The 14,741-nt window shown below is 45.6% G+C and carries 9 protein-coding genes; 8 read left to right on the top strand and 1 reads right to left on the bottom strand.

Annotated features, from left to right (window positions below; translation table 11 throughout):
• Nucleotides 1–97: 97 nt before the first annotated feature.
• Nucleotides 98–709 (bottom strand): TetR/AcrR family transcriptional regulator, encoded by a 612-nt coding sequence (locus L6I86_RS24045; RefSeq protein WP_236290953.1) that lies wholly within the window; start codon nt 707–709, stop codon nt 98–100.
• 212 nt (nt 710–921) lie between these two features.
• On the opposite strand from L6I86_RS24045, the gene L6I86_RS24040 reads away from it, so the two are divergent.
• The 8 genes from L6I86_RS24040 (at nt 922) to L6I86_RS24005 (ending at nt 14,671) form a co-directional block, all read left to right on the top strand.
• Complete coding sequence (locus L6I86_RS24040) at nt 922–2,424, top strand: DHA2 family efflux MFS transporter permease subunit (RefSeq protein ID WP_236290952.1); 1,503 nt, start codon at nt 922–924, stop codon at nt 2,422–2,424.
• A gap of 175 nt (nt 2,425–2,599) precedes the next feature.
• Entirely contained in the window at nt 2,600–3,856 is a 1,257-nt protein-coding gene (gene ilvA, locus L6I86_RS24035) for a threonine ammonia-lyase IlvA (RefSeq protein WP_056622168.1), read from the top strand.
• 305 nt (nt 3,857–4,161) lie between these two features.
• The gene (locus tag L6I86_RS24030) at nt 4,162–5,217 is read left to right on the top strand and encodes a BMP family lipoprotein (protein WP_236290951.1); all 1,056 of its coding nucleotides are present in this window, start codon (nt 4,162–4,164) and stop codon (nt 5,215–5,217) included.
• A gap of 134 nt (nt 5,218–5,351) precedes the next feature.
• On the top strand, nt 5,352–6,893 hold the full coding sequence (locus tag L6I86_RS24025; protein ID WP_236290950.1) for an ABC transporter ATP-binding protein: 1,542 nt from the start codon (nt 5,352–5,354) through the stop codon (nt 6,891–6,893).
• Entirely contained in the window at nt 6,886–7,965 is a 1,080-nt protein-coding gene (locus L6I86_RS24020; RefSeq protein ID WP_236290949.1) for an ABC transporter permease, read from the top strand. The genes L6I86_RS24025 and L6I86_RS24020 overlap by 8 nt, the downstream gene beginning before the upstream one ends.
• 1 nt (nt 7,966) lies before the next feature.
• Nucleotides 7,967–8,950, top strand: coding sequence for an ABC transporter permease (locus L6I86_RS24015; protein ID WP_236290948.1), 984 nt, complete (start codon nt 7,967–7,969; stop codon nt 8,948–8,950).
• 490 nt (nt 8,951–9,440) lie between these two features.
• Nucleotides 9,441–11,468: a methyl-accepting chemotaxis protein gene (locus tag L6I86_RS24010; protein ID WP_236290947.1), complete on the top strand. Its 2,028-nt coding sequence runs from the start codon at nt 9,441–9,443 to the stop codon at nt 11,466–11,468.
• A gap of 131 nt (nt 11,469–11,599) precedes the next feature.
• Nucleotides 11,600–14,671 (top strand): response regulator, encoded by a 3,072-nt coding sequence (locus L6I86_RS24005; RefSeq protein WP_236290946.1) that lies wholly within the window; start codon nt 11,600–11,602, stop codon nt 14,669–14,671.
• Nucleotides 14,672–14,741 lie beyond the last annotated feature (70 nt).

The following is a 14,741-nucleotide window of genomic DNA, read 5'->3' as shown; positions in this document are numbered from 1 at the left end:
CGTAAGTTGTATAAGTGAAACGACAAAAGACCTCTCAATGCATCAATGAGAGGTCTTTATTCAGTCGTTAGCTGACGAGGCATTTGTGGCAAGAGAATTAGTCTCTTTTGAAAAGAAAGCAGAATAACTGACGGTAATGTGCCTTCATATGCTCTTTCGTATAGGCTTTCTCATTTTTGATGTGAAAATAGCCGATCGGTGACATCGAGCAAATGATCGTATGGGCTGCAAAATCAGGCTCCGCTTGTGGCTCTTGATTGGGGCCAAGGGATTCAAGAATAAGCTCCGACAATTTATCGCGTATGAAATGGTAAATAGGGGAGAGGAAGAAGTTGCCGCGGCCATCCTCGCAGTTGATATCAATCTTGGTTGACATCGCAACGATTAGCTCGGCTTTTTCCTCAATTTCATCAATCCATAAATCCAAAATGCCAGTCAGTCGATCAATAGGCGCAGCTTGGTTATGTTTATCGAGATACATCATAATGTCATTTATAAATTGCTTCCCATAATGCTGAAGGACATCGAAGCAAAGGTCTCCTTTATCCGCATATCTGCGATAGAGGGTTGCTTGTCCAATGCCCGCTGTTTTGGCAATTTGATGCATGCTGACCGATTGAACGCCATAATCATGAAAGAGTTGTTTGGCGGTTTGGAGTATTAATTGGCGATTTTCCATGGCGTCCTTGCGTTCATGACGAATGGACATCTGCAACCACCTCTTTAGATGTGAATTTATTGTGTTCGTATTGACAAGGAAACGGAAGTTCTGTTAGCATCAGAAATGTAAACGGACATTTGTCCGTTTACAACGAGAGTTATTGATGTTCGTGTATGTCTGCCACTATTGTATTGTACAGGGTATACTATATACGGTCAACGATAGACAAAAGAGAGAAATTAATCGGATGGAGGGATTACATGTCTTCACAAGCAACATCGAAAGAAGCAGAAGCTCCGTTTTCAATGCGCAGCATATTGGGACCGCTGATAGCGATTGTCGTAGGTATTTTTATGGTTATTTTGGACGGAACAGCGGTCAACGTTGCGCTTCCTAAGCTGCAAGAAGAATTCAATCTGCTCAATTTATCACTCGTTCAATGGACGGTCATTGGTTATGCCTTAGCACAAGCCGCGGTTATTCCATTGGCAGGTTGGTTATCGGATCGTTTCGGTGCCAAGAAGATTTTCCTGATTTCAGTAGGTCTCTTCACAATAGGCTCTGGTCTATGTGCGCTTGCGAATTCGGTTGAAATGTTGATTACTTACCGTATCATTCAAGGCCTAGGCGGCGGTGTCGTCGTGCCGATTGCGATGGCATTCATTTATCGTCTATCTCCTCCGGGTAAAGTAGGGGCTGTTATGGGGATGATGGGGATTCCGATCCTACTGGGTCCTGCTCTTGGTCCTGTCGTTGCAGGTTGGTTAGTTGAGTATCACAGCTGGCAGTGGATTTTCCTTATTAATTTGCCTATTGGTGTTATTGGTATTATTTTAGGTATTCGTACATTGCCAAATATGCAGCGTCAAAGCGTTGCTTCTCTAGATTTGTTGGGTATGTTGTTAGGGCCTTTAGCTTTCGCGGCACTGGTTTATGGTGTTTCCAATGGTGGTATTGATCCAATTACGGGGAAATCCACATGGACAGATGCAGATACGCTGATCGGTTCTGGTGTTGGTGTCATTGCACTAATCCTCTTCATTATTGTTGAATTGAAACAGAAGAATCCACTTTTGGAGCTTCGCGTATTCCGTTCAGGGAACTTCACGAAAGGGATTATCGTGCAGTGGATTTCACAGATTGCGATGTTCGGTACGATGTTCCTTGTCCCTCTATTCCTGCAACAAGCACATGGTTACAGCCCATTGAAAACAGGATTGATCATGCTTCCTCAAGCTTTGGCTTCCGGGTTGTTCATGCCAATCGGTGGAAAGCTGTCCGACCGTTTCGGTGCTCGTCCGCTCGTTATTGCGGGGATGGTTCTTACAACGATTTCGGCCTTGTTGCTTTCCAATATTTCTGGTGATTCTGGTGTAGGCACGGTTATGCTGCCGCTTACGCTTCTGGGCGCGGGTATGGGACTCTTCATGATGCCGCTGAACAATCACTTAATTCAATCGGCACCTCAGAATTTGGTTGGTCGTGTGACGTCCTTGACGAACGCGGCGCAGCAAGTCATGATGTCCTTCGCTATTGCCATCTTGATGACGATTTTCAGTACGAAATTCAAGGATCTAATGGTTGAGTCAGGCGCACAAAAGCCAGATGTAGGCTTATATGCCTCCGCGTTTGGATATACGTTCCTCATTTTGCTTGGTATCGCCATTCTTGGAGGTCTGCTTGGTTTGATGCTGCAGAAGCCTAAGAAGATTGAAGGCGAGTCCGGGAATGCGGCTGAAATTCCAATGATGGTCGGTCATTAATCACTTCGGGTTAGACGTATAAATGAGCCGCTCCTCAAGGTCAATTGACTACGAGGGGCGGCTTTTGTTGTTTAAGCTTGCTGCCTACGATATTTGCGTACAGAACGCACCACATATGTTACAATACATGTTAAAACTTAATGGAAGCTTCAACAAAGAAAGGGTGTTCGAGAAGATGGTTGTATCTGGTAAAGTGGGTTTGGAAGATATTATTAGAGCCAATCATGTGCTCAGCAAGGTGATCGAACCATCCCCGCTGCAACGCAATGAGCTGCTCTCTAGCCAGTATGAATGTAACGTTTATCTCAAACGTGAAGATATGCAAATTGTCCGTTCGTTCAAGATTCGCGGAGCTTACAATGTGATCCAAAGCTTAACGGAAGCGGAACGCGCAGCAGGGGTTGTGTGTGCGAGTGCAGGCAACCATGCACAGGGTGTAGCTTATTCTTGTAAGCAGCTAGGCATTGAGGGCAAGATCTTCATGCCGACTACGACACCGCGTCAGAAGATTTCGCAAGTAAAGCTGTTCGGAGGCTCGTTCGTGGAAGTCATCCTTGTTGGCGATTCCTTCGATGATTCTTCGACCCAAGCCAAGGCCTACTGCCTGAAGGAGAATAAAGTGTTCATCCACCCGTTCGATGATGTGCGTACGATTGCGGGCCAAGGGACTGTTGGCTTGGAAATCATGAATCAAATGCCGGAAACACCGGATTTCATCTTCGCGACGATTGGCGGAGGTGGACTAGCTGCCGGAGTTGCGACCTATGTGGCGAGCGTTTCACCGCGGACGCGCATTATTGGCGCAGAACCAGAAGGCGCAGCCAGCATGACGGAAGCACTGAAACAAGGCGCGGTCGTTAAGTTACCTTCTATTGAGAAGTTTGTTGACGGTGCAGCCGTAGCTCAAGTGGGTGAGATGACTTTTGACATTTGCAAAGAGAAGCTAGAGGATATCGTCATCATTCCTTCCGGCAAAGAGTGTACAACCATTCTGGAGCTCTACAATAGCAACGCGATTGTTATTGAGCCTGCAGGGGCGCTTCCAGTGGCAGCGCTGGATGCGTACCGCGAACAAATTCGTGGCAAGAACGTTGTCTGTATCATCAGCGGTGGAAACAATGATATTGATCGGATGCAGCAAATCAAAGAGAGATCCCTTGTATACGAGGGTTTGAAGCATTACTTCATCTTGAACTTCCCGCAACGTGCAGGGGCTTTGCGTGAATTTTTGGAGGAAGTGCTAGGACCGTCCGATGACATCACGCGTTTTGAGTATACGAAGAAGAATAATCGTGACGATGCACCGGCACTGGTAGGAATTGAGCTCAAAAACAAAGACGACTATGAAGGTCTGATTGAACGCCTTTCCCGTAAAGATTATGGCTATATCGAAATTAATAAGGATCCTAAGTTATTTAACCTTCTCATCTAGAGGAGGCTTTTTTTTGCGGAAGATGTTCAAAAAATTAACATAGAGCAATCTAGATTTTATTAACCACTGGTTGTATAATCAATAATTGGGGCTTAGAACCTATATTGTCGGCAAAAACAAAATGGACATGTTAACTTGTGTGACATGACGAATTACGTGAATCGTTGATAGATTTGCTTCTCTGTTTGGAATCAAAATGATACACTTAATTTGAAGTCAACTTACATAATTTAACTGAATTTGGTCAACCTACAGTGTGGGCTTCATAGTTTCAATTAAAAGATGATACGATGGGGGTAAAATCGATGAAGAAGATTTTTTCAACAGTTCTGATGACTGTAACCGTTTCTGCATTAGTGATTTCCGGTTGTGCCAAAAAAGAAGAAACAAAAACGGGTTCATCCGCATCACCAGCAGCAAGTGCTGTAGCTAGCGACAATACAGGCAAAGACTTCAAAATCGGTATGGTTACAGATATCGGCGGGGTTAACGACAAGTCCTTTAACCAAAGTGCTTGGGAAGGCTTGACGCTTCTGAAAAAACAAACAAGTGCTAACGTAAAAAACCTTGAGAGCAAGAGCGACGCTGACTACACGCCGAACTTGAATCAATTCGTTAAAGACGGCTACAACCTGACTTGGGGTATTGGTTTCTTGATGGGTGATGCACTTAAAACAGTAGCAACTCAAAACCCGAACGCGAAACTTGCGATCATTGATAACGTTGTAGAAGCTCCTAACGTAGAATCCGTTACTTTCTCCGAACAAGAAGGTGCTTACCTTGTTGGTGTGGTAGCAGGTCTTACAACAAAAACAAATAAAATTGGTTTCGTTGGTGGGATCGACATCCCGGTTATCAAACGTTTCGAAGCTGGTTTCGTAGCTGGCGTTAAAGCAGTAAAACCTGATGCTAAGATTCAAATCAACTATACGGGTGCTTTCGACAAGCCTGATCTTGGTAAAGCAGCAGCAGCAACGATCTATAACGATGGCGCTGATATCATTTTCCACGCAGCTGGATCCACAGGTAACGGTGTATTCAACGAAGCGAAAGATCGCGCGAAAAACGGTAAAAAAGTATGGGTTATCGGTGTAGATAAAGACCAATCCCTTGAGTTTGGCGACGAAGTTACATTGACGTCCATGTTGAAACGTGTTGACTCTGCGGTGCTTCGTGTATCCAAAGATGTTATTTCAGGTAAATTCCAAGGTGGTAAAGTTGTTACGTTGGGTCTGAAAGACGATGGTGTAGGCCTTCCGGAAACATCCAAGAAAAACGTTTCTGCTGACATCTTGAAAAAAGTTGACGAGTACAAAGCCAAAATTATTAGCGGCGAAATCAAAGTTCCTGAAAAACCATAAGCGTCGAACTGACGTTTACTTGGTAAGAACGATAGGTTTGCTTCTGTACAAACAAGGCTAGTTATACTAACTAGCCTTGTTCTTTAGTTTTAATGGGAAACAAAGAACAAAAAATTGATCATTAGGGTGATCTTATGAGTGAAGCAGTCCCAGTTGTTGAACTACGCAACATTACGAAACGTTTTCCAGGCATTGTTGCTAATGATGCTATTAGCCTGAAGTTGAGAAAAGGCGAAATTCATGCCTTGCTTGGTGAGAATGGTGCAGGAAAATCAACACTGATGAACATTGTTTTCGGTTTATATCAGCCGGACGAAGGTAGTATTCATGTACAAGGCAACGAGGTTTTTATCGACAGTCCGAATCGAGCGATTGAGCTTGGCATCGGGATGGTGCATCAACATTTCAAGTTGGTACAACCGTTTACAGTAACTGAAAATATCATTTTGGGGATGGAACCCAAACGTGGTATGAATGTGGATATTCGAACAGCGCAAGATAAAGTGCGCAAGCTATCTGAGCAATATGGTTTACGTGTGGATCCAAAAGCCAAAATTGAAGATATTTCAGTCGGTATGCAGCAGCGTGTCGAAATATTGAAAACGCTGTATCGTGGCGCCGATATTTTAATTTTTGATGAGCCTACAGCTGTACTAACGCCGCAAGAGATTAGTGAATTGATGGTCATAATGCGTAACCTTGTAAAAGAGGGCAAGTCCATTATTCTCATTACACATAAGTTGAAAGAAATTATGGAGATCGCCGATACAGTGACGATTATTCGTCGTGGTAAAGTGATTGATACCTTGGCATGCGCACAAGCGAATCCGCAAATACTGGCCGAGAAAATGGTTGGACGCGATGTCTCTTTTAAAGTGAACAAGGAAGCCGTAAAACTTGGGGAGCCTGTTCTCCAGGTGCAAGATTTAATGGTGCGTAATCAACAAGGATTAGCCTCGCTCAAAGGGCTTAATTTTGAAGTGAAGGCTGGGGAAATTCTTGGTATCGCGGGTGTAGATGGCAACGGTCAGAGTGAATTGATCGAAGCATTGACGGGCTTGCGTACCGTAGATGGCGGGAAAGTGCTGCTCATGGGCAGCGATATTACGAACCAGACGCCGAGAGAAATTTCGGAGGCTGGATTGTCACATATTCCTGAAGATCGGCATAAACACGGGTTGGTGCTTGATTTTACAATGAGTGAAAATATGGTGCTCGAAACATATTTCCACCCTGCGTATAACAAAGGCGGCTTCTTGAATTATGACGTCATCGATAAGCATGCGGAGGCGTTGATTAAGCAGTTCGATGTGCGCACACCGAGTATTTACAACAAGGCACGCTCCTTATCTGGGGGTAATCAGCAAAAGGCGATTATTGCAAGAGAGATACATAAGAATCCCAATTTGTTGATTGCGGCGCAGCCGACGCGTGGTTTGGATGTTGGTGCGATTGAATTCGTTCATCGGATGCTGATTGAGCAGCGGAACAAAGGGAAAGCCGTTCTGTTGATTTCTTTTGAGTTGGATGAAATTATGAATGTTTCCGATCGGATTGCCGTTATCTACGAAGGACAGATTGTGGGCGAAGTGATGCCGCAGGATACGAACGATCAGGAGATCGGTCTGCTGATGGCGGGCAGTAAGCGTACGGAGAAAGGAGCCCTTCATGAATAAAATTGTTCGCGTTTTTACAAGTGAATCAGCAGTCAATCCTCTTGTAGCGATCGTGCTGGGGCTGCTATTCGGAGCGCTTGTCATGCTGGCTGGCGGTTACAATCCGATTGCTGCGTATGGGTCACTGTTCTCTCGGATTTTGGGAAGTCCGTACGATATCGGGGAGTCGATTCGGGCGATTACGCCACTTATTTTAACCGGATTATCGGTTGCCTTCGCTTTCCGTACAGGGTTGTTCAATATTGGTGCGGAAGGGCAGTTCGTGATGGGGATGACGGGGGCTACCTTTATTGGTGTCAAAATCCATGGTCTGCCATGGATCATCCATGCTCCCCTTGCGGTAATTGTCGGCGCGTTGATCGGTGGACTATGGGGAGCTATTGCAGGTTATTTAAAAGCAAAGCGCGGTGTGAACGAGGTCATTACCACGATCATGTTGAACTGGATTTCCTTGTTCCTGTCCAACTATATCGTGAACACGTTCTTACTTGAGCCAAAGCAGCAGCGTTCTTATATGATTCAAGATTCAGCATCACTCAGTATAGGTTGGTTGTCAGATGCGATGAATCATGCGAGGCTTCACTGGGGAACCTTAATTGCCATTCTGGCCGCGGTCGTCTTCTACTTGATTCTTTGGAAAACGAAGCAAGGCTACGAACTGCGTGCCGTAGGACATAATATCGATGCCGCTAAGTATGCGGGCATGAACGTGAATAAGAACATCATCAAGGCGATGTTTATCTCTGGAGTATTTGCTGGACTTGCTGGCGTATTCGAGGTTCTCGGTGTATTCCATTATCAGGTCGTTGCGGCAGGCACGCCGGGGTATGGGTTTGACGGTATCGCGGTATCCTTGCTTGGGGCCAACAATCCGATAGGCGTTGTGCTGGGCGCTGTCCTTTTCGGCGGCTTATCTTATGGATCTGCGGGGATGAGCTTTGGTGCAGATGTACCACCAGAAATTATCCGTATTGTCATCGGATCGGTGATTTTCTTCGTTGCTACCCAAGGTATTGTCAAATGGGTACTGATCCCGTTCTACGGCAAACGCAAGAAAGAGAGGGCTTCGTAATATGGACCTGCTCAGTATGCTTAACGCGTTCTTCACGAAATTCAGTGAACTTATTAATACAACGCTGGTGTATTCCACAGCGCTAATCTTCGGGGCTTTAGGCGGTATTTACTCGGAGCGTTCCGGTATCGTCAATATCGGTATCGAGGGTCTAATGGTATCCGGCGCATTCGCTTCCGCGGTTGGCGCTTACTATGCGGAAGAGGCGAACATGGGCGTCTGGTCCCCGTGGATTGGACTCTTGTGCGCGCTGCTATTCGCTCTGATCTTCGCCTTGATTCATGCGGTTGCGACGATTTCGTTCAAAGCTAATCAAGTTATCAGTGGTGTTGTGATCAACTTCTTGGCAGCGGGCGTAACGTTGTACTTGGTGAAAGTATTGTTCAATGGCGCGGGTCAAACCGAAACCCTGAATGATGTATTCTCCAAATGGGAAATTCCGCTTCTCTCCAAGATTCCTTATATCGGGTATGCACTCTTTACAGCTTATCCGACAACGTATATTGCGTTAATTCTAGTTTTCGTGACGTGGTATGTGTTGTTCAAAACACCGTTCGGCCTACGCCTGCGTGCCGTGGGTGAGCATCCGAGTGCCGCGGATACGGTTGGGATTAAAGTAAAACGTATCCGTTATCTCGCTGTACTGATCAGCGGTCTGCTCGGCGGTCTCGGCGGGGCAACGATCACGCTAACGACAACGAGTGCGTTCTCGCATAACACGATCTCGGGTCAAGGCTTTATTGCGATGGCCGCGATGATTTTCGGCAAATGGCATCCATTTGGCGCATTGGGCGCCGCGGTATTCTTCGGAATGGCGCAAGCGCTCAACAATTTCATGCGGTTGTTCGATTTCTCCAAAAACATTCCGCAGGAATTCCTCTACATGCTGCCATACGTACTGACAATCCTGGTATTGGCAGGAGCCGTGGGCCGCGCGAAAGCACCGTCCGCACTGGGTGAGCCGTACGATCCAGGTAAGAGATAGATTGATGAAGAAGCACCATCATGGGAGTAATCCTGCGATGGTGCTTTTTTTTGCCAATTAAGTAGGTCGAGGAACCAGAACCAGAACCTCGTACAACCCGAATAGAATAACTGGATTTCATACAGCTAATTTATCGCTAATGCTCAATTTATTTCGATTAACTGTAAATAATACAGTTATTTCGGAGCTGAATTGTCAATTGGGGCGTTTCTGTAAGAATTAACTACCTATTTTCCATTTAGATTGAATTTGGGGCGATAAAAAGGAAATACAGATGGAGTTTTTCCAGTTATTTGGTAGGTAGAGCCTTAAAATTGTAGTGATAGCTGGATACGAAAAGTTAGGGAGAAGCAGTCAACCTGTTAATGTCGTATTTTGAAGGAAAATGTCGAAGGGAGTCTGAATTTCTTAAATACCAGTTTTTGATGGGGACAAATTTGGTGTGACCAAATAAAGAGAAGCAATTAGCACATAGGAGGAGTAAGAGAAAATGAATACGCAACGAGGAATAAATGTACAAGGGTGGGTGAAGGCAGTCTCCTTTACTTCGTTCAGAGCAAGAATGACGATTATGTTTCTAGTTATTGCGTTGGTACCGATGTTATTTAGTACCGTTTTTTCATCCTACTATTTAAAAAATGTGGTGAATGATGAAGTTCACTCCAAGGAAGAGAGTATTCTGAAAGCGAATGTTACAGCCATTGACTACTCCATTCAGCGTCAAATCTCCATTCTGAAAGAAATGCTGAAGTATGAGGAGATCAAAAGTGGGAATGAGAAGGAAATCATCAAAACACTCCTCAAATTCGAACAAGTCAACAAAGACGTCGAACAGTACGTTTATGTGAATAAAGATGAAATGGCGCTAACGTCAGCAGGACAGAAAATTTCTGTATCCGACCGTGATTACATCAAGCAAGCCAAACAAACGAAGCAGCCGGTGAGTACGGATCTCCTCGTCAGTAAGACAAGTGGGAATAACATCATTGTTTTATTTGTCCCGATGCTCGATGATAAGCAGAATTTTATTGGCGGGATTTTCACTCCTCTTACGACGAGTAACCTCAATGTATACACCGATACGATTCAGTTAGGCGAAACTGGCTATGGATATTTAATGTCCCCTAGTGGTGGACTGTTGACGTATCCGAGCAAAGAACTAGCTGGAAAAAATATAGCGGATGTGCTTCCGAAGTCGGAAGCAGCGAAATTACAAGAAACAGTTTTGAAAGAAAAAAGCGGGACGATCAATTTTACAGGTGATGATGGTGTGGCGAGAGAAATCAGCTTCGATACGATTCCATCAACTGGCTGGCGCTTAATTACAAATGTGGTGGACGATGAAGTATTCGGAGCCGTAACAACGGCAACGCATGTATCCATATGGCTGGCCGTGATCACGACGATTGTTGTAGCTGCTATTGCGCTGCTGGTATCCACGGCGACAACGAAACCAGTGCTGGCGATTACGGAAGCTGTGAAGAAGATGGCGGCGGGGGACTTGACCCCACGACTTACGATCAATCGCAGTGATGAACTTGGACAACTAGCTGAGAATATGAATCTGATGTTAGATTCCTTCTCGGATATCGTCAGTAAAGCCAGTTTTACCGCAGAGCAGCTAGGTGCATCATCGGAGGAGCTAACGGCTGCGGCGACGGAATCTGTTGGCATTTCCAATCGCATCGTCGAGTCTATGCAAGAGGTATTCAATGCGAGTGAGGGTCAACTGATGGGGGCCGAGCAAACGTCGATTGCGATGGGTGAAATGGCAGTAGGCGTTCAGCGGATTGCCGAATCTTCCTCAGTTGTGACGGAAGCCTCCCATACGTCGATGATGGAAGTGCAGCAAGGCCGTGTTGCTATCACGCAAGCCGTTGAACAGATGAAGTTCATTAATGAATCGGTTGGCAAATCGGCCGAAGATATGAGAGCACTTGAAGCCTATTCGCAAAAGATTGGGGAAATCGTTTCGGTCATTACCGAAATTACGAACCAAACCCAACTGCTATCGTTGAATGCCTCGATTGAGGCGGCGCGTGCAGGTGAGCAAGGTCGCGGTTTCGCGGTAGTAGCAAATGAAGTGAAGAAGCTTGCTGAGCAGTCTTCCTCGTCGGCGAAGGATATTTCTGAGCTGATTCGTGAGGTGCAGTCATCGACGTCGAGAGCGGTACAAGCGATGAACAATGGTGTGAAGGACGTGGAGAAAGGATCCGAGCTCATTGATGCAGCAGGTCAGGTCTTTAATCGCGTGACGGTTGCGTTCGAGGAAATTTCGGACCAAATCCAAGAGGTGTCCGCAGCTTCGCAGGAAATGTCGGCAGGAACAGAAGAAGTATCGGCATCCATGAGTGAAATTGTCTATATGACGAAAGCGTCTCATGAGCATGGTCAAGGCATCTCGAAAGGCTCTGAGAAGCAACTCGCGGCTATGGAAGAAATATCTGCCTCTGCGGAGGATTTAAGCCAAATGGCGCAAGAATTGCAAGAATCGCTTTCTAGATTTAAAACTCGCTAATTGTAGGTCTAATCAGATGAATTCACATAAATTGCTAGGTATTTAGGAGGTCAATCAGGGGATTCTGATTGGCCTTTTTCACTAGAAACATGGACATTATGTTATAATCGGCTAAGAGGGGTGGATACAAAATGAAAGCGATTACTTTGATGAAGTCAATGTGGACTTTTATCATCATCATTGCTTTATTAATAGCAGTTATTGGAACGAACTTCTATCAGATGTTTGCTCTGAAGGGGACCCTTGACCATGTCAAAACGAATTGGATGCCTAGTATTGCTAGAATTGTAGAGATGCAAGAGCTCATTACACAGGAAAGAGTTCTTTTGCATAAAATGTTGCTCGAAACGGATAAGAATGCTCTTCTTACCGTAATTACCTCTTATCAGAACATCCGTGGACAGTTTGATGAGAAGTATCACAGCTATGAATCTTTCATTAACTCGGAGAGTGAAAAACAGATTTATTTGGACGTGTCGGATAAAACCATAGCTTACTTGCAGAAGGGCCAGCTTATCATCGATGCCGTCCAATCTGGTGATTATATCAGGGGGAAGAGCTTGTTGGACATGCTCACACCGAGTCGAGAGCAAGCTGATGCAAGCTTACAGAAGTGGATTGATTACAATTTGATGGGGACCCAAAGGGATGTAGATCGCACATCCAATCAGCGTGAGTTAGTACTTTGGATGGCGAGCATTTTCACCATCGTGGCGATTGCCATTGGGGTTGCTCTTGCCTTGCAGACTCGATCCGTGCGGAGGAAAGGCGAACAGAAGTTGATGAAGGAGAAAGAGAAGGCCCAGAGCTATCTCGATCTCATTGATGTCATGATTGTCGTTTTGGACCGAGATGGCAGAATTGACATGTTGAACCGTAAGGGTTACTCAGTGCTAGGTTATGAGGAAAAGGATGCCTTAGGTAAGGATTGGTTTGAAGTATGTGGGCCTAAGCATCTTTTTGAAATGCGGAAAGAGCGCTACCAAGAATTCATGGATGGCGAAGCTTTGTCGGACTATTTTGAATCGCTCATCGTAGATAAATTAGGTGAAGAGCGCCTTTACGGGTGGAGCAATAACTTGATTTGGACAGAAACCGGCGAAGTGGGCGGCGTTATCTTTGCAGGTGTCGATATTACCGAACGTAAGCAGGCCGAAGAGACGCTGAATCAGTACAAAGACCATCTTGAAGTTTTGGTGGAGGAACGTACATCTGAGCTGGAAAACAAGAATCTGCTTCTTGCTGACGCTAAAGAGTCCGCTGAATCCGCTAACCGGGCAAAGAGTGAATTTCTGGCGAATATGAGCCATGAAATCCGCACACCGATGAATGCTATCCTCGGATTGAATTATTTGCTGCAGCAAACGGATCTCACGGAGCGGCAGAAGGATTACGTCGGGAAGACGGTTCTTTCGGCCAAAAGCTTGCTGACGATCATCAGTGACATTCTCGATTTCTCGAAAATTGAAGCAAAGAAGATTGTGCTGGAGTGTATCGATTTTGATTTGTATGAAATTATGAGCAATATATCGAATATCATTGGATTTTCACTGTATGAGAAGGGGTTAAAGCTGCATTTCTCCATCCACCATGAAGTTCCTCAAGTCTTGAATGGTGATCCGTTCCGATTGAATCAAGTTTTACTTAATTTGGTGAATAACGCTTTGAAATTTACGGATGCAGGTGAAATTACGATTGCGGTAAATGTTTCTTCACAAGATGACAGTGGGGTTTCACTTCGCTTCGAAGTAAGAGATACAGGCATTGGGATGACACCTGCGCAGCAAGCATTATTGTTCCACGGATTCACACAAGCTGATATGTCAACGACCCGCAAATATGGGGGAACAGGTCTTGGTCTAGTGATCAGCAAGAGTATCGTAGAGTTGATGCAAGGGGAGATTCATGTCGAGAGCGAGCTGGGGAGGGGGAGTTCCTTCATCTTCACCGTAAGGTTCGAAGTAGGCTCTGAGCACTTATTCAGTGCACCAGTAGCTTCCTATTTAAAATTCCTGCGTGTGCTTCTCATTTGCGATGACGAAGAAATGCGCCTTGTTCTGAAGAGTCAACTGGAACAGTTCCAATTCATTGTTAATGACGTAGATTCCGCTCAAAGCGCATTGGAACAAATTAGTTCCAGCGGCCGATATGATCTGGTTATGATTGATTGGAAGCTTCAGGGTGAGAAGGCGCACGCCTTGGCGGAGAAAATAAAGCTGGAATATGCGACACCTGTGCAAGTGATCGTACTGATCAGTTCGTATCATGAATCGGAGCTTCAGTTGAAATCCCAGTCGGCGTCCGTGAAGAAAGTGCTCTACTATCCAATGAGCCAGTCTCAATTATATAACCAAATAACGAACTTGTTCCAAGAGCAGCTACAGATGAAGATTACATCACCACAGGGTGAGAGTGAAATCAAGAAATTGCACATGCTCCGTAACACGGAGGTCTTGCTAGTGGAAGACAATGAAATTAACCAACAGGTGGCGCAGGCCATTCTTCAGGAGATGGACATTCATGTAGACGTAGCGGAGAATGGCATCGAAGCGTTGAAACGGGTAGCGACTAAGCGGTATGATGCCATTTTGATGGATTTGCAGATGCCGCTCATGGACGGCTTTGAGGCGACGAGAAATATTAGGGATTTTGATCAAGAGACGCCGATTATCGCGATGACTGCTGATGCTATGCAGGGAGTCAAGGAGCAGGTCGTAGAAGCGGGCATGGATGCGTATATTTCCAAGCCGTTTGAACCTATTCAGCTATTTAGCGTCTTACAACGAACCATTCAGAGCTCACGTGGGAGAGGGTATGCTGAAGTCGCAGCAGCGAAGCAAATCGAGGCGCTGCCTGCCTTGAACGCGGCGGAGGCACTAGGGCGCTTGGGACAAAATGCGAACCTCTACGAGCGGATTTTGCACAAGTTTACAGCGAATCACGCGAACGCCATAGATGAGATACGAGAGGCGATCATGAACATAGACTATCCCGAAGCGCTGATGCTTGCTCATACGCTGAAAGGCGTGGCTTCCAACATTGGAGCAACGCCGCTCAGTCATACGGCTGATGAGCTTCAAACAGCGATCCATCAAGGTTCAGTTGGGTTGCTAGAGACGCTTTTGGAAACTGCCGAGAGCAGGTTGGCGCAGGTTAATCAAGCTATTATCACGTATTTGGCAGCAAATGCTCAAGAGAAATAAAGTGGGTTAGATGAACATAATCAAAGAAACAGCGGCGCCATGGACGAGAAAATAGAGTCCGTGGCGCCGC

This window comes from Paenibacillus allorhizoplanae (assembly GCF_927798215.1).
Classification (GTDB): Bacteria; Bacillota; Bacilli; order Paenibacillales; family NBRC-103111; genus Paenibacillus_E; species Paenibacillus_E allorhizoplanae.
Note: the sequence above shows the minus strand (reverse complement) of the source record. Positions and strands in the feature narration are given on the sequence as shown.

Bases quoted from the DNA above. Each gene is read 5' to 3' on its own strand.
- ilvA (WP_056622168.1), top strand. From the start codon at position 2,600: ATGGTTGTATCTGGTAAAGTGGGTTTGGAAGATATTATTAGAGCCAAT.
- L6I86_RS24015 (WP_236290948.1), top strand. From the start codon at position 7,967: ATGGACCTGCTCAGTATGCTTAACGCGTTCTTCACGAAATTCAGTGAA.
- L6I86_RS24010 (WP_236290947.1), top strand. From the start codon at position 9,441: ATGAATACGCAACGAGGAATAAATGTACAAGGGTGGGTGAAGGCAGTC.
- L6I86_RS24030 (WP_236290951.1), top strand. From the start codon at position 4,162: ATGAAGAAGATTTTTTCAACAGTTCTGATGACTGTAACCGTTTCTGCA.
- L6I86_RS24025 (WP_236290950.1), top strand. From the start codon at position 5,352: ATGAGTGAAGCAGTCCCAGTTGTTGAACTACGCAACATTACGAAACGT.
- L6I86_RS24005 (WP_236290946.1), top strand. From the start codon at position 11,600: ATGAAAGCGATTACTTTGATGAAGTCAATGTGGACTTTTATCATCATC.
- L6I86_RS24045 (WP_236290953.1), bottom strand. From the start codon at position 709: ATGTCCATTCGTCATGAACGCAAGGACGCCATGGAAAATCGCCAATTA.
- L6I86_RS24040 (WP_236290952.1), top strand. From the start codon at position 922: ATGTCTTCACAAGCAACATCGAAAGAAGCAGAAGCTCCGTTTTCAATG.
- L6I86_RS24020 (WP_236290949.1), top strand. From the start codon at position 6,886: ATGAATAAAATTGTTCGCGTTTTTACAAGTGAATCAGCAGTCAATCCT.